27 protein-coding genes are annotated in these 17,747 nt (G+C 67.0%); all 27 read right to left on the reverse strand.

The features are described from left to right. Positions 1-29: 29 nt before the first annotated feature. Positions 30-584, reverse strand: a complete 555-nt coding sequence (locus tag ACZ63D_RS33080) for an adenylate kinase (RefSeq protein WP_465358270.1) — start codon at positions 582-584, stop codon at positions 30-32. Then, on the reverse strand, positions 581-1,888 hold the full coding sequence (gene secY, locus ACZ63D_RS33085; RefSeq protein WP_344270202.1) for a preprotein translocase subunit SecY: 1,308 nt from the start codon (positions 1,886-1,888) through the stop codon (positions 581-583). Before secY ends, ACZ63D_RS33080 begins: the two co-directional genes overlap by 4 nt. 760 nt (positions 1,889-2,648) lie before the next feature. Beyond that, the gene (gene rplO / locus ACZ63D_RS33090) at positions 2,649-3,095 is read right to left on the reverse strand and encodes a 50S ribosomal protein L15 (RefSeq protein ID WP_465358271.1); all 447 of its coding nucleotides are present in this window, start codon (positions 3,093-3,095) and stop codon (positions 2,649-2,651) included. Further along, a complete protein-coding gene (gene rpmD, locus ACZ63D_RS33095) occupies positions 3,092-3,277 on the reverse strand; it encodes a 50S ribosomal protein L30 (RefSeq protein ID WP_004558875.1) in 186 nt (61 codons plus the stop codon). The genes rplO and rpmD overlap by 4 nt, the downstream gene beginning before the upstream one ends. Position 3,278: 1 nt before the next feature. Then, positions 3,279-3,920, reverse strand: coding sequence for a 30S ribosomal protein S5 (rpsE, locus tag ACZ63D_RS33100; RefSeq protein WP_009072328.1), 642 nt, complete (start codon positions 3,918-3,920; stop codon positions 3,279-3,281). Between the two features lie 31 nt (positions 3,921-3,951). After that, positions 3,952-4,353: a 50S ribosomal protein L18 gene (rplR, locus tag ACZ63D_RS33105; RefSeq protein ID WP_037712274.1), complete on the reverse strand. Its 402-nt coding sequence runs from the start codon at positions 4,351-4,353 to the stop codon at positions 3,952-3,954. Next, positions 4,353-4,892: a 50S ribosomal protein L6 gene (gene rplF, locus ACZ63D_RS33110; RefSeq protein WP_009072324.1), complete on the reverse strand. Its 540-nt coding sequence runs from the start codon at positions 4,890-4,892 to the stop codon at positions 4,353-4,355. Before rplF ends, rplR begins: the two co-directional genes overlap by 1 nt. 16 nt (positions 4,893-4,908) lie before the next feature. Further along, positions 4,909-5,307 carry a 30S ribosomal protein S8 gene (gene rpsH / locus ACZ63D_RS33115; RefSeq protein WP_009072322.1) on the reverse strand — a complete coding sequence of 133 codons (399 nt, stop codon included), beginning with the start codon at positions 5,305-5,307 and terminating at the stop codon, positions 4,909-4,911. A gap of 106 nt (positions 5,308-5,413) precedes the next feature. Beyond that, a complete protein-coding gene (locus ACZ63D_RS33120; RefSeq protein WP_020662790.1) occupies positions 5,414-5,599 on the reverse strand; it encodes a type Z 30S ribosomal protein S14 in 186 nt (61 codons plus the stop codon). Between the two features lie 4 nt (positions 5,600-5,603). After that, positions 5,604-6,167 (reverse strand): 50S ribosomal protein L5, encoded by a 564-nt coding sequence (gene rplE / locus ACZ63D_RS33125; protein WP_009072319.1) that lies wholly within the window; start codon positions 6,165-6,167, stop codon positions 5,604-5,606. A 1-nt stretch (position 6,168) separates the two neighbouring features. Continuing rightward, positions 6,169-6,483 carry a 50S ribosomal protein L24 gene (rplX, locus tag ACZ63D_RS33130; RefSeq protein ID WP_009072317.1) on the reverse strand — a complete coding sequence of 105 codons (315 nt, stop codon included), beginning with the start codon at positions 6,481-6,483 and terminating at the stop codon, positions 6,169-6,171. After that, positions 6,483-6,851 (reverse strand): 50S ribosomal protein L14, encoded by a 369-nt coding sequence (gene rplN, locus ACZ63D_RS33135; RefSeq protein WP_004558867.1) that lies wholly within the window; start codon positions 6,849-6,851, stop codon positions 6,483-6,485. The genes rplX and rplN overlap by 1 nt, the downstream gene beginning before the upstream one ends. Before the next feature lie 75 nt (positions 6,852-6,926). Continuing rightward, positions 6,927-7,205, reverse strand: a complete 279-nt coding sequence (rpsQ, locus tag ACZ63D_RS33140) for a 30S ribosomal protein S17 (protein ID WP_037816263.1) — start codon at positions 7,203-7,205, stop codon at positions 6,927-6,929. Further along, positions 7,202-7,447: a 50S ribosomal protein L29 gene (rpmC, locus tag ACZ63D_RS33145; RefSeq protein WP_009072314.1), complete on the reverse strand. Its 246-nt coding sequence runs from the start codon at positions 7,445-7,447 to the stop codon at positions 7,202-7,204. Before rpmC ends, rpsQ begins: the two co-directional genes overlap by 4 nt. Next, a complete protein-coding gene (gene rplP / locus ACZ63D_RS33150; protein WP_009072313.1) occupies positions 7,447-7,863 on the reverse strand; it encodes a 50S ribosomal protein L16 in 417 nt (138 codons plus the stop codon). The genes rpmC and rplP overlap by 1 nt, the downstream gene beginning before the upstream one ends. Before the next feature lie 3 nt (positions 7,864-7,866). Continuing rightward, complete coding sequence (gene rpsC / locus ACZ63D_RS33155) at positions 7,867-8,712, reverse strand: 30S ribosomal protein S3 (RefSeq protein WP_465358272.1); 846 nt, start codon at positions 8,710-8,712, stop codon at positions 7,867-7,869. Next, entirely contained in the window at positions 8,712-9,125 is a 414-nt protein-coding gene (gene rplV / locus ACZ63D_RS33160; protein ID WP_037360236.1) for a 50S ribosomal protein L22, read from the reverse strand. The genes rpsC and rplV overlap by 1 nt, the downstream gene beginning before the upstream one ends. 28 nt (positions 9,126-9,153) lie before the next feature. After that, complete coding sequence (gene rpsS, locus ACZ63D_RS33165) at positions 9,154-9,435, reverse strand: 30S ribosomal protein S19 (protein WP_003102083.1); 282 nt, start codon at positions 9,433-9,435, stop codon at positions 9,154-9,156. 18 nt (positions 9,436-9,453) lie between these two features. Next, positions 9,454-10,287 carry a 50S ribosomal protein L2 gene (gene rplB / locus ACZ63D_RS33170; RefSeq protein WP_009072306.1) on the reverse strand — a complete coding sequence of 278 codons (834 nt, stop codon included), beginning with the start codon at positions 10,285-10,287 and terminating at the stop codon, positions 9,454-9,456. A 15-nt stretch (positions 10,288-10,302) separates the two neighbouring features. Next, on the reverse strand, positions 10,303-10,614 hold the full coding sequence (gene rplW, locus ACZ63D_RS33175; protein ID WP_009072304.1) for a 50S ribosomal protein L23: 312 nt from the start codon (positions 10,612-10,614) through the stop codon (positions 10,303-10,305). Then, positions 10,611-11,300, reverse strand: a complete 690-nt coding sequence (gene rplD, locus ACZ63D_RS33180) for a 50S ribosomal protein L4 (RefSeq protein WP_465358273.1) — start codon at positions 11,298-11,300, stop codon at positions 10,611-10,613. Before rplD ends, rplW begins: the two co-directional genes overlap by 4 nt. Positions 11,301-11,302: 2 nt before the next feature. Beyond that, positions 11,303-11,953 (reverse strand): 50S ribosomal protein L3, encoded by a 651-nt coding sequence (gene rplC / locus ACZ63D_RS33185; RefSeq protein ID WP_465358274.1) that lies wholly within the window; start codon positions 11,951-11,953, stop codon positions 11,303-11,305. A gap of 30 nt (positions 11,954-11,983) precedes the next feature. Further along, the gene (gene rpsJ / locus ACZ63D_RS33190) at positions 11,984-12,289 is read right to left on the reverse strand and encodes a 30S ribosomal protein S10 (RefSeq protein WP_003102098.1); all 306 of its coding nucleotides are present in this window, start codon (positions 12,287-12,289) and stop codon (positions 11,984-11,986) included. A 402-nt stretch (positions 12,290-12,691) separates the two neighbouring features. Beyond that, on the reverse strand, positions 12,692-13,885 hold the full coding sequence (gene tuf, locus ACZ63D_RS33195) for an elongation factor Tu (protein WP_465358275.1): 1,194 nt from the start codon (positions 13,883-13,885) through the stop codon (positions 12,692-12,694). A 126-nt stretch (positions 13,886-14,011) separates the two neighbouring features. Then, complete coding sequence (gene fusA / locus ACZ63D_RS33200; RefSeq protein ID WP_465358276.1) at positions 14,012-16,111, reverse strand: elongation factor G; 2,100 nt, start codon at positions 16,109-16,111, stop codon at positions 14,012-14,014. 63 nt (positions 16,112-16,174) lie between these two features. Beyond that, a complete protein-coding gene (rpsG, locus tag ACZ63D_RS33205; RefSeq protein WP_009072291.1) occupies positions 16,175-16,645 on the reverse strand; it encodes a 30S ribosomal protein S7 in 471 nt (156 codons plus the stop codon). Further along, entirely contained in the window at positions 16,645-17,019 is a 375-nt protein-coding gene (gene rpsL / locus ACZ63D_RS33210; RefSeq protein ID WP_003102113.1) for a 30S ribosomal protein S12, read from the reverse strand. Before rpsL ends, rpsG begins: the two co-directional genes overlap by 1 nt. Positions 17,020-17,747 lie beyond the last annotated feature (728 nt).

Consider the following 17,747-nt stretch of genomic DNA (forward strand, 5'->3'; position numbering starts at 1 on the left):
CACTTGCAGAACACGCAATCCTCCGAGATTCACGTGCGGGCGCGCAGCGCTTTCAGCACGCGGTCCGAGATTTCCTGCACCTCGCCGACGCCGTCGACCTTCACCAGGATGTCGGCGTAGTACTCCAGCAGCGGCGCGGTCTCCGACACGTACACCTGCTGGCGGCGGCGGATGACGTCCTCGGTGTCGTCCGAACGGCCCCGCGACATCAGCCTGCCGACGACGACGTCCTCGGCCACGTCGAGCTGGATGACCGCGTCGAGCTTGGTGTCGGCTTCGCTCAGCATCTCGCCGAGGACCTCGGCCTGCTTGGTGTTGCGCGGGAACCCGTCGAGCAGGAAGCCCGCCTTCGCGTCCGGTTCGGCCAGCCGCTCGCGGACCATCTCGTTGGTCACCGAGTCCGGCACCAGTTCGCCCGAGTCCAGGTACCGCTTGGCCTCCTGGCCGAGCGGGGTCTCCTGGCCGACGTGCGCCCGGAAGAGGTCGCCCGTCGAGATGTGCGGGATCCGCAGCTGTTCGGACAGGGCCGCCGCCTGCGTGCCCTTGCCCGCGCCGGGCGGTCCGACGAGAACCAGTCGCGTCACTTCAAGAACCCTTCGTAGTTGCGCTGCATCAGCTGGCTTTCGATCTGTTTCACGGTGTCGAGCCCGACGCCGACCATGATCAGCACAGCCGTGCCACCGAACGGGAAGTTCTGGTTGTTCCCGCTGCCGGTGAGGGACAGGAAGAAGTTCGGGAGGATCGCGATGATGCCCAGGTACAGCGAGCCGGGGAGAGTGATCCGGCCCAGCACGAAGCTGAGGTACTCGGCGGTGGGACGGCCGGGCCGGATGCCCGGGATGAAGCCGCCGAACTTCTTCATCTCTTCCGCACGCTCGTCCACGTTGAACGTGATCGTGATGTAGAAGTAGGTGAAGAAGATGATCAACAGGAAGTAGAGCAGGATGTGCACCCAGCTGCTCTGGTTGACCAGGTAGTTCTGAATGAAGGACTGCCAGCCCGAGTTGCTCTGCGGGTCGCCGATCAGCTGGCTGAGCAGCTGCGGCAGGTACAGCAGCGACGAAGCGAAGATGACCGGGATGACACCGGCCTGGTTCACCTTGATCGGCAGGTAGGTCGAGGTCCCGCCGTACATCCGGCGGCCGACCATGCGCTTGGCGTACTGCACCGGGATCCGGCGCTGGCCCTGCTCGACGAAGATGACGCTGGCGATGATCACCAGACCGAACGCGAGGACGACGACCAGCGCGACGCCACCGCCGTTGCTGATGATGTTGGCGCCCTCGGCCGGGATGCGAGCCGCGATGTTCAGGAAGATCAGCACCGACATGCCGTTGCCGACGCCGCGCTCGGTGATCAGCTCGCCCAGCCACATCATGACGGCGGTGCCCGCGGTCATGGTGACCACGATCAGCGTCAGCGAGTAGATGCTGTTGTCCGGGATGATCGGCTGCGAGCAACCCTGGAACAGGGTGCCGCGGTCGGCCAGCGCGACCACGCCGGTGGCCTGCAGGATCGCCAGCGCGATCGTGAGGTACCGGGTGTACTGGGTCAGCTTGTTCTGGCCGGACTGACCTTCCTTTTTCAGCTCCTCGAACCGCGGAATGACCACGGTGAGCAGCTGAATGATGATGCTCGCGGTGATGTAGGGCATGATGCCCGTCGCGAACAGCGACAGCTGCAGCAGCGCACCGCCGCTGAAAAGGTTGAGCAGCTGGTACACGCCCTGCTGATCGGCCTGTGCGGTACAGGCCTGCACGGCGGCGAACGAGACCCCCGGAGCCGGGATGGTTGCACCGATCCGGTAGACCGCGACGATGGCTAGCGTGAACAGGATCTTCTTGCGTAGATCCGGCGTCGCGAGAGCCGAGCGGAATGCGCTGAGCACGCGGGGGACCTCCTCGGCGTCGTCGGTCGTCCCAACCGACGATCGGCTTGGCCGGTACGAGACCGGCGGGATGTCTGACTCACTGGCAAGCCAGGAACGCTTCAGGGCATACAGGCCCGGAAGCGTGCCGCCGACTCTAACAGCTTCGCATGGGCCGCCCGCAGCGCGTGTGCGTTTTACGTCTCAGTGCACGACCACCCGGCGGCGTTGAGCCGCAGGTAGGGCCGGTCGGAGCACAGATGATCACCTGTTCGGCCCGCACCGTTAGGCGGGATTCCTAACAGCAGCACGGAAACCAGCACCCTTGGCAAGTCGTGAGGGTTCCCCTCACGACCATCCACCGCCCCGCCCGCCACGGCGCGCCCCACCGCAGCCGACGCACCCGGCGATCAAGGCACCTAGCCCCAACCGCAGCCGCCGCACCCAGAAATCGAGGTACTCAGCCCCTCCCCCACACCCCGATACGAAGCCTCCCTGCGGTTCGGGGGTGCTTGTCAAGGCATCTTTCCCGCCTTGACAAACAACCCCCAAACACCCAAAACACCCAAACCCAAGGAAAAACCCCTCTCGGCGGGTGGGGGTTGTTGTGAAGGCCCTTTTTCCCCCTTGAAAAACCACCCCCGAACCGTCAGCACAATCAACCTTCGGGGTGCCCCACGCAAACCCCCGCATGCAATGTCGCCCCCCAGGGCGACGAGCCAAAACGAAAACGGACCCGCCCAGCAAAGCCGGACGGGCCCGTAATCAACGCAGCCAGATATCAGCTGACAGTGGCCGAACCACCAGCAGCCTCGATCTTCTCCTTGGCGGAACCAGAGAACGCGTGCGCGGTCACCTCGAGCTTGACCCCGTTCAGGTCCCCGTTCCCGAGCACCTTCACGAGCTTGCCCTTGCGCACAAGCCCGTTCGCGGCCAGCTCCTCCGGCCCGACCTTGCCACCATCGGCGAACACGCGGGCGATGTCGCCCACGTTCACCGGCTGGTACTCGGTGCGGAACCGGTTCTTGAACCCACGCAGCTTCGGCAGCCGCATGTGGATGGGCATCTGCCCACCCTCGAAACCGGCGGGCACGTTCTTCCGGGCCTTGGTGCCCTTCGTGCCGCGGCCCGCCGTCTTGCCCTTCGAGCCCTCACCACGGCCGACGCGGATCTTGTCGCGCTTGGCGCCAGGAGCCGGACGAAGGTGGTGGATCTTGATGGCGGTCATGCCTGGACCTCCTCGACCTCCACCAGGTGGCGGACGGTGTGGATCAGGCCGCGCACCTGGGGGGTGTCCTCACGCACGACGCTCTGGCGGATCTTGCGCAGCCCGAGGGTGCGCAGCGACTCGCGGTGAGCGTGCTTCGTGCCGATCTTGCTCTTGACCTGAGTGACCTTGAGCTGAGCCATGTCAGACCCCCTGGCCGGCACGCTGGCGCAGCATCCGGGCCGGGGCGACGTCCTCGAGCGGCAGACCGCGGCGAGCGGCCACCTCCTCCGGACGCTGCAGGCCCTTCAAGGCCGCCACCGTCGCGTGCACGATGTTGATGGCGTTGTCGGAGCCGAGCGACTTCGACAGCACGTCGTGGACGCCCGCGCACTCCAGCACCGCGCGCACCGGGCCGCCGGCGATGACGCCGGTACCAGCGGAGGCGGGACGGAGCAGCACGACACCGGCGGCTTCCTCACCCTGGATCGGGTGCGGAATGGTACCGGCGACGCGCGGAACGCGGAAGAAGTTCTTCTTCGCTTCCTCGACGCCCTTGGCGATGGCCGCGGGAACTTCCTTGGCCTTGCCGTAGCCGACGCCGACCTGACCGTCGCCGTCGCCGACGACCACCAGAGCGGTGAAGCTGAAGCGACGACCGCCCTTGACGACCTTGGCGACGCGGTTGATCGTCACGACCTTCTCAAGGTGCGGGGTCTTGTCCTGGGCCGCCCCGCCACGGCCGCCGTCGCGCCGGTCGCGACGGTCCCGACGGTCACCGCGGTCGTTGCCGCCCTGACCCGGTCCGCCCTGGCCGCCGCCGAATTGCCGTGTACGTCCCGGCATCAGGCTTTCCTTCCATTCACGAGCATGTGCATCAGAACTTCAACCCCGCCTCACGGGCGGCGTCGGCGAGCGCGGCGATGCGGCCGTGGTAGGCGTTGCCGCCACGGTCGAACACCACGGCTTCGATGCCGGCGTCCTTGGCGCGCGAAGCGACCAGTTCGCCGACCTTGGCCGCCTTGGCCTTCTTGTCTCCCTCGAAGGACCGCAGGTCCGACTCGAGGGTGGACGCCGACGCCAGCGTGTGACCGGCGAGGTCGTCGATCACCTGCACGGTGATGTGCCGCGAGGACCGCTTGACGACCATGCGCGGACGCACCGGCGTGCCGCTGATCTTCTTGCGGAGGCGGAAGTGCCGACGGGCCTTGGCGACGCGGCGGCGGGTCGAGATGTCCTTGCCGACCGGCTTGCGCTTCGTGGTAGTCGTGTCGCTCATCACTTACCCGTCTTTCCGACCTTGCGGCGGATCTTCTCACCCTCGTAGCGCAGGCCCTTGCCCTTGTACGGGTCCGGGCGGCGCAGCTTGCGGATGACCGCGGCGGTCTGGCCGACCTTCTGCTTGTCGATGCCGGACACCGAGAACCGGGTCGGCGACTCCACCTTGAAGGTGATGCCTTCCGGAGCCTCGATCTTCACCGGGTGGCTGTAGCCGAGCGCGAACTCGAGGTCCGAGCCCTTGGCCTGCACACGGTAACCGACGCCGTGGATTTCCAGCTTCTTCTCGTACCCCTCGGTCACGCCCACCACGAGGTTGTTCACCAGCGTGCGGGTGAGGCCGTGCAGGGCGCGGCTCGTGCGCTCGTCGTCCGGGCGCTTCACCAGGAGCGCGCCGTCCTCGCCGCGCTCGACGGTGATCGGCTCGGCGACGGTGTGCTCCAGGGTGCCCTTCGGCCCCTTGACCTTGACGTTCTGGCCGTCGATGGTCACCTCGACCCCGGAGGGGACGGAGACCGGCAGCTTTCCGATGCGTGACATGTCTGTGCCCCCTTCCTTACCAGACGTAGGCGAGGACTTCGCCGCCCACGTTGTTGCGCTTGGCCTGCCGGTCGGTCTGCAGACCCGCGGACGTCGAGATGATCGCGACGCCGAGGCCGCCGAGCACGGACGGCAGTTCGGTCGATTTTGCGTAGACCCGCAGACCCGGCTTGGAGACGCGGCGAAGGCCGGCGATGCTCCGCTCGCGGTTGGGGCCGTACTTGAGCTCGACGACCAGGTTCTTGTGCTTCTCGCCCGGCTCGTCGCGGTAGCTCGCGATGTAGCCCTCGCGCTTGAGGATCTCGGCGATGTTCGCCTTGATCTTCGAGTGCGGAAGCACGACCTCGTCGTGGTACGCCGAGTTCGCGTTGCGCAGACGGGTCAAGAAGTCTGCGATGGGGTCGGTCATCGTCATGGTGACCTGTCAACCTTTCTCGCCTGGTTCCCCGCCTCGCCCGGCCCGGAGCGTTCCGGGCCGGGTCGGCGGGGCCTGTGGCGAACTGGGAATAGAGTTTCGAGCCTTACCAGCTGGACTTGTGGACACCGGGCAGTTCGCCCGCGTGCGCCATTTCCCGGAGGCAGATCCGGCACAGGCCGAACTTGCGGTAGACCGAGTGCGGACGCCCGCACCGGTTGCAACGGGTGTAGGCGCGCACCGCGAACTTCGGCTTCTTCGAAGCCTTGCTGACTAGCGCTTTCTTGGCCATCGGCTCAGTTCTCCTTGAACGGGAATCCGAGCTTGCGCAGCAACGCCCGGCCCTCGTCGTCGGTGGTGGCGGTCGTGACGACGGTGACGTCCATGCCGCGAGGGCGGTCGATGTCGTCCGGGTTGATCTCGTGGAACATCGACTGCTCGTTGAGACCGAACGTGTAGTTGCCGTTGCCGTCGAACTGCTTGGCCGAAAGCCCGCGGAAGTCGCGGATACGGGGCAGCGCGATGGTCAGCAGCCGGTCGAGGAACTCCCACATCCGGTCGCCGCGCAGCGTGACGCGCGCGCCGATCGGCTGGCCCTCGCGCAGCTTGAACTGCGCGATCGACTTGCGAGCCTTGCGGATCTCCGGCTTCTGCCCGGTGATCAGGGCGAGGTCGCGGACCGCGCCGTCGATCAGCTTGCTGTCGCGGGCGGCGTCCCCGACACCCATGTTCACGACGATCTTCACGACGCCGGGAATCTGGTGCACGTTGGGGATGGAGAACTCCTTCTGGAGCTCGCCCTTGATCTCTTCGCGGTACCGGGTCTTGAGACGCGGCACGATCTTCTCTGCGGTGGTCATGTCAGATGTCCTTGCCGTTCCGGCGCGAGACCCGGACCTTCTTGCCGTCCTCGCCGATGCGGTAGCCCACCCGGGTCGGCTTGCCGTCCGAGTCCACGACCATCACGTTCGAGACGTGGATGGGCGCTTCCTGGGTCACGATGCCGCCGGACTGCGCGCCGCGCTGGGTCTGGGTGATCCGGGTGTGCTTCTTGATCCGGTTGACACCCTCGACCAGCACGCGCTCGCGGTCCGGGTAGGCCTGGATGACCTTGCCCTTGGCGCCCTTGTCCTTGCCGGCGATAACGACGACCGTGTCGCCCTTCTTCACCTTCATCACAGCACCTCCGGCGCGAGCGAAATGATCTTCATGAACTTTCGGTCGCGCAGCTCGCGGCCCACCGGGCCGAAGATGCGGGTGCCCCGGGGCTCGTTGTCGTTCTTGATGAGCACGGCGGCGTTCTCGTCGAACCGGATGTAGGAACCGTCCGGACGACGGCGCTCCTTCACCGTGCGGACGATGACTGCCTTGACGACATCGCCCTTCTTCACCCCGGCGGCCGGGATGGCGTCCTTCACGGTGGCGACGATGATGTCGCCGATGCCGGCGTAGCGCCGCCCGGAGCCGCCGAGCACGCGGATGCAAAGGATTTCCTTTGCCCCGGTGTTGTCGGCAACCCGAAGCCGCGACTCCTGCTGGATCACGTCAACTCCTGTATGTCGCGCTGGTTCTCGCCTGCCGGCGAGCCTTGCGGAACCAAGGACTCCGAAGAGCCCTGCTTACTTGGCCTTCTCCACGACCTGCACCAGACGCCAGCGCTTGGTGGCCGACAGCGGCCGGGTCTCCATCAGGGTGACCCGGTCGCCCACGCCCGCCTCGTTGTTCTCGTCGTGCACCTTCACCTTGGAGGTGGTGCGGACGACCTTCGAGTAGCGCGGGTGCTTCTTGCGGTCCTCGAGCTCGACCACGATCGTCTTGTCCATCTTGTCCGAGACGACGTAGCCCTCGCGGACCTTGCGGTAGTTCCGGGCGGTCTTCTCGGTGGCAGCCTCGCTCATGCGGCACCTTCACTTTCGGCGTCGGGCGCCACGGACAGGCCGAGCTCGCGCTCGCGCATGACCGTGTAGATCCGCGCGATGTCCGTGCGGACGGTGCGCAGCCGACGGTTGTTGTCCAGCTGCCCGGTCGCCATCTGGAAGCGGAGGTTGAAGAGCTCCTCCTTGTATTCCTTCAGACGCAGCACGAGCTCTTCGGCGGTGAGCTCACGCAGCTCGGATGCCTGTGCGGCTCCGTTAGCCATCAGAACTCACCTTCCCGGGTCACGATGCGGCACTTCATGGGCAGCTTGTGGATCGCGCGGCGGAGCGCCTCGCGGGCGGTCTCCTCGTTCGGGAAGCTGATCTCGAACATCACGCGGCCCGGCTTCACGTTGGCGATCCACCACTCGGGCGAACCCTTACCGGAACCCATGCGGGTTTCCGCCGGCTTCTTGGTCAGCGGGCGGTCCGGGTAGATCGTCGTCCACACCTTGCCGCCACGCTTGATGTGACGGGTCATGGCGATACGAGCGGACTCGATCTGCCGGTTCGTCACGTAGCTGTGCTCAAGCGCCTGGATGCCGTACTCGCCGAAGTTGACCTTGGTACCGCCCTTGGCGGCGCCGTGGCGCTTCGGGGAGTGCTGCTTGCGGTGCTTGACCCTGCGCGGGATGAGCACGTCTCAGCCCTCCGTCTTTTCTGCGGTCTCGGTGGCCGGGGCCGCCTCGGTCGCGGTGTCGCTCTTCGCGGCAGCGGCGGCGCGGCCGGCCTCGGTCGAGGTCGGGGTCGTGCCCGAGGAGCCGGAACGGCGCGGACGGGACGGCCGGTCGCCACGGTCGCGGCGCGGCGCGCGGTCCGCGGCCGACGCGGCGGCGTCGCGCTCGGCGCGCGCCTTCAGGCCGCCGACCAGCTCGCCCTTGTAGATCCACACCTTCACGCCGATGCGACCGAACGTCGTCTTGGCCTCGAAGAAGCCGTAGTCGATGTCGGCGCGCAGCGTGTGCAGCGGGACCCGGCCGTCGCGGTAGTGCTCGGAGCGGGACATCTCGGCACCGCCGAGACGACCGCCGCACTGCACGCGGATGCCCTTGACCTGCGGCGAGCGCATGGAGGTCTGGATCGCCTTGCGCATCGCGCGGCGGAACGCCACGCGGTTGCTCAGCTGCTCCGCGACACCCTGGGCGACCAGCTGCGCGTCGGCCTCGGGGTTCTTCACCTCGAGGATGTTCAGCTGGACCTGCTTCTTGGTCAGCTTCTCCAGCGCGCCGCGGATCCGGTCGGCCTCCGCGCCGCGGCGGCCGATGACGATGCCCGGCCGGGCGGTGTGGATGTCGACGCGGACGCGGTCACGGGTGCGCTCGATCTCGACCTTGGAGATGCCGGCGCGCTCCATGCCGGTGGAGAGCAGCTTGCGGATCTTGACGTCCTCGGCCACGTACTCCGCGTACTGCTTGTCGGCGTACCAGCGCGACTTCCAGTCAGTGGTGATACCCAGGCGGAAGCCGTGCGGGTTGATCTTCTGGCCCACTACCGGCCACCTGCCTTCTTGTTGCTCTTCTTCTCCGCAGGCCGCGACTCGACCACCACGGTGATGTGGCTGGTGCGCTTGCGGATCCGGTACGCACGACCCTGGGCACGCGGACGGATGCGCTTGAGGGTCGGGCCCTCGTCGGCGGTCGCGGACTTGATCCAGAGCGTCTCCGGGTCCAGCTGGAGGTTGTTCTCGGCGTTGGCCGCCGCGCTGGCGATGACCTTCGCGAGCGGCGTGCTGGCCGCCTGCGGCGCGAACCGGAGGACGGCCAAGGCCTCGCTGACGCTACGACCCTTGACGAGCTCGATCACCCGGCGCACCTTCATCGGCGAGTCCCGGACGAAACGAGCCCGCGCGACGGCCGAGGGCAGCTCTTCGGCTGCGGCCGTGGCGTTTGACTGGGCGTTCATCTGCTTCCCTTAACTTTCTCTGGCCCGCTCAGCGGCGGCGCGACTTGCGGTCGTCCTTGATGTGGCCCTTGAAGGTCCGCGTCGGGGCGAACTCGCCCAGCTTGTGACCCACCATCGCCTCGGTGACGAACACCGGGACGTGCTTGCGGCCGTCGTGCACCGCGATCGTGTGACCCAGGAAGTCCGGGATGATCGTGGAGCGCCGCGACCAAGTCTTGATCACGGTCTTCTTGCCCGATTCGTTCAGCGCGTCCACCTTCTTGAGCAGGTGGTCGTCCACGAACGGGCCCTTCTTAAGGCTGCGTGGCATGTGCTTCTACCTCCCTGCTCAGCGCTTCTTGCCGGTGCGCCGGCGGCGGACGATCAGTTTGTCGGACGGCTTGCTCTTGCGGGTGCGGCCTTCGGGCTTGCCGTTCGGGTTCACCGGGTGACGGCCACCGGAGGTCTTGCCCTCGCCACCGCCGTGCGGGTGGTCGACCGGGTTCATCACGACACCGCGGACAGTCGGGCGCTTGCCGCGCCAGCGGTTGCGGCCCGCCTTGCCCCAGTTGATGTTCGAGTGCTCCGAGTTGCCGACCTCGCCGACGGTCGCGCGGTTGCGCACGTCCACGTTGCGGATCTCGCCCGAGGGGAGACGCAGCTGGGCGTAAGGACCGTCCTTGGCGACGAGCTGCACGCGGGCGCCGGCGGACCGGGCCATCTTCGCGCCGCCGCCGGGGCGGAGCTCGATCGCGTGGATCACGGTGCCGACCGGGATGTTGCGCAGCGGCAGGTTGTTGCCCGGCTTGATGTCGGCGCGGGGGCCGTTCTCCACCGTGTCGCCCTGCTTGAGCTTGTCCGGCGCGATGATGTAGCGCTTCTCGCCGTCGGCGTAGTGCAGCAGCGCGATGCGCGCGGTGCGGTTGGGGTCGTACTCGATGTGCGCGACCTTGGCCGGCACGCCGTCCTTGTCGTGGCGACGGAAGTCGATCACGCGGTAGGCGCGCTTGTGGCCACCGCCCTTGTGCCGGGTGGTGATCTTGCCCGAAGCGTTGCGGCCGCCGGTCTTGCTCAGCGGACGCAGGAGCGACTTCTCCGGCGTGGAACGGGTGATCTCGGCGAAGTCCGAGACGCTCGAACCGCGACGACCCGGGGTCGTCGGCTTGTACTTGCGGATGCCCATACTCAGCTCAGTCCTTTACGCGGTGGGTCCGCCGAAGATCTCGATCGCCTTGCTTTCCGGCGAAAGAGTCACGATGGCGCGCTTGGTGTCCTTGCGCTTGCCGAAGCCGGTACGAGTCCGCTTCCGCTTGCCCTGGCGGTTGGCCGTGTTGACGCTGACGACCTTCACGCCGAACACCTTCTCGACCGCGATCTTGATCTGGGTCTTGTTGGCGTCCGGTCGGACGATGAACGTGTACTTGTGGTCCTCGAGCAGCCCGTAGGACTTCTCGGAGATCACCGGCGCGAGCAGGATGTCGCGGGGGTCCGGGATGGCGACCGAGCTCACTTCTCGTCACTCCCTTCCGAAACCTCGCTCGAACGCGCGAGGGCCTTGACGACCTTCCCGCGGACGGGACCTGCCACGAACGCGTCGTAGGCGGCCTTGGTGAACACGACGTCGTCGTTGACCAGGACGTCGTAGGTGTTGAGCTGGTCAGCCCAGATCAGGTGCACGTACGGCAGGTTGCGCGCGGACACCCAGGCGAGCTCCTCGTCGCGGTGCAGGACCACGAGAACGCGCTTGGCCTGGGTCGCGGCCGCGATCGCCGCCTTGGCGGTCTTGGTCGACGGCTTCTCGCCGGTGACCAGTTCCGTCACGACGTGCAGCTGGCCGGCGCGAGCCCGGTCGGAGAGGGCGCCACGCAGAGCGGCGGCCTTCATCTTCTTCGGGGTGCGCTGGGTGTAGTCGCGCGGCGTGGGGCCGTGCACGACGCCACCGCCGGCGAACTGCGGCGCGCGGGTCGAACCCTGGCGGGCGCGACCGGTGCCCTTCTGCCGGTACGGCTTCTTGCCGCCACCGGAGACCTCACCGCGGGTCTTCGTGTCGTGCGTGCCCTGGCGCGCGGCGGCCAGCTGGCCCACCACGACCTGGTGCATCAGCGCGACGTTGGCCTGCACGTCGAAGATCTCCCCGGGGAGCTCGACGGTGCCGTCGGCTTTACCGGCCGGGGTCTTCAGCTCGACGCTCGTCATCGTCAGTTACCACCCTTCGCGGCGCTGCGCACGAACAGCAGGCCGCCCTTGGGACCGGGCACCGCGCCCTTGATCAGCAGCAGGCCGTCCTCGGCACGCACCGCGTGCACGGTCAGGCCCTGCGTGGTGACCCGGTCGCTACCCATCCGGCCCGCCATCCGCAGGCCCTTGAACACGCGGCCCGGCGTGGCGCAGCCGCCGATGGAACCCGGCTTGCGGTGCACGGCCTGCGCACCGTGGCTCGCGCCCTGGCCCTTGAAGCCGTGCCGCTTCATGACGCCGGCGTAGCCCTTGCCCTTGCTGGTACCGGTCACGTCGACCGTGGTGCCGGCCTCGAACACCTCAGCGGTGATCTCCTGGCCGACCTCGTAGGTCTCGGCGTCGGTGGTGCGCAGCTCGGCGAGGTGCCGGCGCGGCGTCACGCCCGCCTTGTCGAAGTGGCCGGTGCGCGGCTTGTTCACCTTGCGCGGGTCGACCGCGCCGAACGCCAGCTGCACGGCCGCGTAGCCGTCTTTGTCGGTGGTCCGGACCTGGGTCACCACGTTCGGACCGGCCTTGACGACCGTCACCGGGACGACCCGGTTCTGGTCGTCGAAGACCTGGGTCATGCCGAGCTTGGTGCCCAGGATGCCCTTCATTTGCCTGTCAGACATGAGTTCTTATCTCCGCCGCTCGCCCAACGCTTACTGGATGTTGACGTCGACGCTCGCCGGGAGGTCGATGCGCATGAGCGCGTCCACCGTCTTCGGCGTCGGGTCGAGGATGTCGATCAGACGCTTGTGCGTGCGCATCTCGAAGTGCTCGCGCGAGTCCTTGTACTTGTGCGGCGAGCGGATGACGCAGTAAACGTTCTTCTCGGTAGGCAGCGGCACCGGCCCGACAACACGGGCGCCGGTGCGCGTGACCGTTTCCACGATCTTGCGCGCCGAGGTGTCGATCGCCTCGTGGTCGTAGGCCTTGAGCCGGATGCGGATCTTCTGTCCCGCCATGGTGGCTGCGTTCCTTGTCGTCTCGTGCCGCTTTGTCTCGTCAACCTGGGCCGGAACCCGGGTTTCAGCAGTTCAACGGCCCTGTCCCCGGTCCACGCGGTCGGGCGTGTCGCGCCCGCCGCACAGACGGATCCCTAAGGATCGTCGTCTTGCCTGGTCTTCCTCTACGTGAGGAGGCCGCGGGCCGACACGCGGTCGTCCCTACTGGCCTTTGCCCGCTAGCCTCACCCGAAGGAAGAGCTCCACGGACCGTGGCCGCTCACACCAGGGCGGCCGGAACCCAGTCGATTGAAAACCGAGAAGGATTCGGCCGCCCCAGGACGAGCAACCTGAATAGTGTCGCACACGTGAGTTGACGCCCTGAACTCGGGGGTGTAGTGACCCGAATTCAGGGCGCCGACCTCACTTGATGATCTTGGTAACCTGGCCCGCGCCGACGGTCCGGCCACCCTCGCGGATGGCGAAGCGCAGACCCTCGTCCATGGCGACCGGCTGGATCAGCACGACGCTGATGTCCGTGTTGTCGCCCGGCATGACCATCTCGGTGCCCTCGGGGAGGGTCACGACGCCGGTCACGTCCGTGGTGCGGAAGTAGAACTGCGGGCGGTAGTTGTTGAAGAACGGCGTGTGCCGGCCGCCCTCGTCCTTGGACAGGATGTAGACCCGGCCCTCGAACTCGGTGTGCGGGGTGGTGGTGCCCGGCTTCACGACGACCTGGCCGCGCTCGACGTCCTCGCGCTTGATGCCGCGCAGCAGGAGGCCGACGTTGTCGCCCGCCTGGCCCGAGTCGAGCAGCTTGCGGAACATCTCGACACCGGTGACGGTGGTCTTGGTCGACTTCTCGCGGATACCCACGATCTCGACCTCTTCGTTCACGTTGACCTGGCCGCGCTCCACGCGACCGGTCACGACGGTGCCGCGACCGGTGATGGTGAAGACGTCCTCAATCGGCATCAGGAACGGCTTCTCGAGGTCGCGGACCGGGTCCGGCACGTTGTCGTCGACGGCGTGCATGAGCTCGAGGACCGCCTGGCCCCACTTCTCGTCGCCCTCGAGGGCCTTGAGGCCGGAGACGCGCACGACCGGCGCGTCGTCGCCCGGGAACTCCTGCGAGGACAGCAGCTCGCGGACCTCCAGCTCGACGAGCTCGAGGATCTCCTCGTCGTCGACCATGTCGGCCTTGTTCAGCGCCACGACGATGTAGGGCACGCCGACCTGGCGGGCCAGCAGCACGTGCTCGCGGGTCTGCGGCATCGGGCCGTCGGTCGCCGCGACCACCAGGATCGCGCCGTCCATCTGCGCGGCACCGGTGATCATGTTCTTGATGTAGTCAGCGTGACCGGGGGCGTCCACGTGCGCGTAGTGACGCTTCTCGGTCTGGTACTCGACGTGCGAGATGTTGATCGTGATACCGCGCTGCTTCTCTTCCGGCGCGTTGTCGATCTGGTCGAACGCACGGGCCTCGTTCAGCTCCGGGTACGCGTCGTGCAGAACCTTGGTGATCGCCGCGGTCAGCGTGGTCTTGCCGTGGTCGACGTGACCGATGGTGCCGATGTTGACGTGCGGCTTGCTCCGCTCGAACTTCGCCTTCGCCACTGGAATGTCCTCCTGGACTGGATTTGCTTGTGCTCGCGGGGCAGCGTGGCTGCCACCCCGCGAATGTTCCTTCGTCGTTGCTGCGGACGTTCAGGAGAGTCCCTTAATGCCCGCGAGCGGAGGGGATTACTCCCCCGTCGCCTTCGCGATGATTTCCTTCGCGACGTTCGCGGGAACCTCGGCGTAGGAGTCGAACACCATGGAGTAGTTCGCCCGGCCCTGGGTACGGGACCGCAGGTCGCCGACGTAGCCGAACATCTCCGACAGCGGGACCAGTGCCTTGACGACACGGGTACCGGCGCGCTCCTCCATGGCCTGGATCTGGCCACGGCGGGAGTTGAGGTCGCCGATCACGTCACCCATGTAGTCCTCGGGAGTCGTGACCTCGACGGCCATCATCGGCTCGAGGATGACCGGGCCGGCCTTCTTCGCGGCTTCCTTCATCGCCATGGAACCGGCGATCTTGAACGCCATTTCGGAAGAGTCGACCTCGTGGTACGCGCCATCCAACAGGGTGAACTTCAACCCGACGAGCGGGTAGCCGGCCAGCACGCCGTACTGCATCGCGTCCTGGGCGCCCGCGTCGACCGACGGGATGTACTCCCGCGGCACGCGGCCACCGGTCACCTTGTTGTCGAACTCGTAGAGAGCACCGTCGGTGCGCTCGAGCGGCTCCAGCTTCACGATGACCTTCGCGAACTGGCCGGAACCACCGGTCTGCTTCTTGTGGACGTAGTCGAGCTTGTCCACGGTCTTCTTGATGGTCTCGCGGTAGGCGACCTGCGGCTTGCCGATGTTCGCCTCGACCTTGTAGTCGGACTTCATCCGGTTGACCAGCACCTCGAGGTGCAGCTCGCCCATGCCCGCGATGATCGTCTGGCCAGTGTCCTCGTCCAGGTTGACCTGGAACGTGGGGTCTTCCTCGGCCAGCTTCTGGATCGCCAGGGAGAGCTTCTCCTGGTCGGCCTTGGTCTTCGGCTCGATGGCCACCTTGATGACCGGGTCCGGGAAGGTCATGGACTCGAGCACGACCGGGTTCTGCGCGTCGGCGAGGGTGTCACCAGTGGTGGTGTCCTTCAAGCCGATGACCGCGTAGATGTGGCCGGCCAGGGCCTCGTCGACCGGGTTCTCCTTGTTGGAGTGCATCTGGAAGATCTTCCCGATGCGCTCCTTGCGCTCCTTGGTCGCGTTGACGACCTGCGCTCCGGCGGCGACCTTGCCCGAGTACACCCGGATGTAGGTCAGCTTGCCGAAGAACGGGTGCGCGGCGATCTTGAACGCGAGCGCGGAGAACGGCTCCTCGGTCGTCGCGTGCCGGGTGACCGGGGTCTCGCCGTCGGGCAGCAGACCCTCGACCGGCGGCACGTCCAGCGGCGACGGCAGGTAGTCGATGACCGCGTCCAGCATCGGCTGCACGCCCTTGTTCTTGAACGCGGAGCCGGCGAGCACCGGGAACGCCTCGCGGGTGACGACCAGCTTGCGGATGCCGCCCTTGATCTCGTCCTGGGTCAGCTCCTCGCCCTCGAGGAACTTCTCCATCAGCGCGTCGTCGGTCTCGGCGACGGCCTCGATCAGCTTCTCGCGGTACTCCGCGGCGCGGTCGGCCAGCGCGTCCGGGATGTCCTCGACGGAGTAGTCGTCGCCCTTCTGCACCTCGCCGCGCCAGACCAGGGCCTTCATCCGGACCAGGTCGATGACGCCCTCGAAGTCGTTCTCCGCGCCGATCGGCAGCTGGATGGCCAGCGGCCGGACGCCGAGACGGTCCGAGATGGTCTGCAGGGTGTAGTAGAAGTCCGCACCCAGCTTGTCCATCTTGTTGACGAAGCAGATGCGCGGGACGTCGTACTTGTCCGCCTGCCGCCAGACCTGCTCGGACTGCGGCTCGACGCCTTCCTTGCCGTCGAAGACGGCGACCGCGCCGTCGAGCACCCGCAGGTTGCGCTCCACCTCGACGGTGAAGTCGACGTGCCCGGGGGTGTCGATCAGGTTGATCTGGTAGTCGTTCCAGAAGGTGGTGGTGGCAGCCGAGGTGATGGTGATGCCCCGCTTCTGCTCCTCCTCCATCCAGTCCATCGTGGCGGCGCCGTCGTGGACTTCGCCGAGCTTGTAGTTGATCCCGGTGTAGAACAGGATCCGCTCGGTGGTGGTGGTCTTACCGGCGTCGATGTGCGCCATGATGCCGATGTTGCGGACCTTGTTGAGGTCGGTCAGCACTTCACGTGCCACGAGAATGTTCCCCTGTCTCGAACGTGGGGCCCGGCATGGCTTCTATCGGCAGCCGGGCGGTCATCACCAGCGGTAGTGCGCGAAGGCCTTGTTCGACTCGGCCATCTTGTGCGTGTCTTCGCGGCGCTTGACGCTGGCGCCAAGGCCGTTGCTCGCGTCCAGAAGCTCGTTCTGCAGACGCTCGATCATCGTCTTCTCGCGGCGCTGCTGCGAGAAGGAGACCAGCCAGCGCAGCGCCAGCGTGGTGGAGCGGCCGGGCTTGACCTCGATCGGCACCTGGTAGGTGGCGCCACCGACGCGGCGGCTCTTCACCTCGATGGTGGGCTTCACGTTGTCGAGCGCGCGCTTCAGCGTGACGACCGGGTCGGTGCCGGTCTTCTCGCGAGCGCCTTCCAGCGCGCCGTAGACGATGCGCTCGGCGAGGGACCGCTTGCCGTCCTTCAGCACCTTGTTCACCAGCTGGGTGACCAGCGGGGAGGCGTAGACGGGGTCGGAGATCAGCGGCCGCTTCGGCGCCGGACCCTTGCGAGGCATTAGCTCTTCTCCTTCTTCGCGCCGTACCGGCTGCGCGCCTGCTTCCGGTTCTTCACACCCTGGGTGTCGAGCGAACCGCGGATGATCTTGTACCGAACACCCGGCAGGTCCTTCACACGACCGCCGCGCACGAGCACCATCGAGTGCTCCTGGAGGTTGTGACCCTCACCGGGGATGTATGCGGTGACCTCGATGCCGCTGGTCAGCTTCACACGAGCAACCTTGCGCAGGGCCGAGTTCGGCTTCTTCGGGGTCGTGGTGTACACGCGGGTGCACACGCCACGACGCTGCGGGCTCCCCTTGAGGGCCGCGGTCTTCTGCTTGGCAGCCTTGTCCTGGCGGCCCTTGCGGACCAGCTGCTGGATCGTGGGCAATGGACCAGCTTCCTGTCGTGATCTTGCTTCTTCGTGTCTTCACCGGTCCCCGCGGTCGGGCGTGTCGGCCCGCGTCACGGTCTCGCGACCGGTAACTTCCCGGAGGGATTTTCCGTCGGAACCCCACGTGGCGAGGCTGGTGAACCGGGTGCAAAAGCACCCCGCTCATGCCCAACGGCACGCGGAGCGGCCCGACGCCTGCCGGGCACGGTCTCCAAAGATACCCGTCCACTCGCGGAGCGGTCCGGGCGGGGGGTCGCTACGGTCGCCGACCGGTCATCGTAACCCCAGATCGGGGCCTTGAGGCGGCACCGCGCGGGACTTCCCGGCATGCAGAACGCCGGGCGCCGGGACGCTATTCCCGGACGGGTTCCCGCGGTCAGAGCGCACTGGGTTCGGATGCCGGGACGCGGCGACCAGCCTATGGACCCGCTGCTTCGAGCGGCTCGGCCTCCCGCGCCCCCGTGCCGCATGGGGGCGCTCGCCGGAGCCGCGGGGGCGTTAAGAACGCGAGAGAAATTCGTCAGCGGCAAGGAGAAGCGCCGCTGGATGTTCCACAATGGACCGCGTCCCGGGGTGACGATCACCTCATCGGGGGAGCGGCCACCCGGGCCGGGGGGGGGGGGGGGGGCCGGGGGGGGGGGCCAAGGGTTCGTCCCCCTTCTCCTTCGTCTTGTTGGGGTTTGCCCGGTTGGGGGCGTACGAAAAAACCACCCCCGGGGGGAACC

It is taken from the genome of Amycolatopsis sp. NPDC104775, from assembly GCF_055583325.1.

Bases quoted from the DNA above. Each gene is read 5' to 3' on its own strand.
- rplO (WP_465358271.1), bottom strand. From the start codon at position 3,095: ATGACCGCCATCAAGATCCACCACCTTCGTCCGGCTCCTGGCGCCAAG.
- rpmD (WP_004558875.1), bottom strand. From the start codon at position 3,277: ATGGCTCAGCTCAAGGTCACTCAGGTCAAGAGCAAGATCGGCACGAAG.
- rpsE (WP_009072328.1), bottom strand. From the start codon at position 3,920: ATGCCGGGACGTACACGGCAATTCGGCGGCGGCCAGGGCGGACCGGGT.
- rplR (WP_037712274.1), bottom strand. From the start codon at position 4,353: ATGAGCGACACGACTACCACGAAGCGCAAGCCGGTCGGCAAGGACATC.
- rplF (WP_009072324.1), bottom strand. From the start codon at position 4,892: ATGTCACGCATCGGAAAGCTGCCGGTCTCCGTCCCCTCCGGGGTCGAG.
- rpsH (WP_009072322.1), bottom strand. From the start codon at position 5,307: ATGACGATGACCGACCCCATCGCAGACTTCTTGACCCGTCTGCGCAAC.
- ACZ63D_RS33120 (WP_020662790.1), bottom strand. From the start codon at position 5,599: ATGGCCAAGAAAGCGCTAGTCAGCAAGGCTTCGAAGAAGCCGAAGTTC.
- rplE (WP_009072319.1), bottom strand. From the start codon at position 6,167: ATGACCACCGCAGAGAAGATCGTGCCGCGTCTCAAGACCCGGTACCGC.
- rplX (WP_009072317.1), bottom strand. From the start codon at position 6,483: ATGAAGGTGAAGAAGGGCGACACGGTCGTCGTTATCGCCGGCAAGGAC.
- rpsQ (WP_037816263.1), bottom strand. From the start codon at position 7,205: ATGAGCGAGGCTGCCACCGAGAAGACCGCCCGGAACTACCGCAAGGTC.
- rpmC (WP_009072314.1), bottom strand. From the start codon at position 7,447: ATGGCTAACGGAGCCGCACAGGCATCCGAGCTGCGTGAGCTCACCGCC.
- rplV (WP_037360236.1), bottom strand. From the start codon at position 9,125: ATGAACGCCCAGTCAAACGCCACGGCCGCAGCCGAAGAGCTGCCCTCG.
- rpsS (WP_003102083.1), bottom strand. From the start codon at position 9,435: ATGCCACGCAGCCTTAAGAAGGGCCCGTTCGTGGACGACCACCTGCTC.
- rplB (WP_009072306.1), bottom strand. From the start codon at position 10,287: ATGGGCATCCGCAAGTACAAGCCGACGACCCCGGGTCGTCGCGGTTCG.
- rplD (WP_465358273.1), bottom strand. From the start codon at position 11,300: ATGACGAGCGTCGAGCTGAAGACCCCGGCCGGTAAAGCCGACGGCACC.
- rplC (WP_465358274.1), bottom strand. From the start codon at position 11,953: ATGTCTGACAGGCAAATGAAGGGCATCCTGGGCACCAAGCTCGGCATG.
- rpsJ (WP_003102098.1), bottom strand. From the start codon at position 12,289: ATGGCGGGACAGAAGATCCGCATCCGGCTCAAGGCCTACGACCACGAG.
- rpsG (WP_009072291.1), bottom strand. From the start codon at position 16,645: ATGCCTCGCAAGGGTCCGGCGCCGAAGCGGCCGCTGATCTCCGACCCC.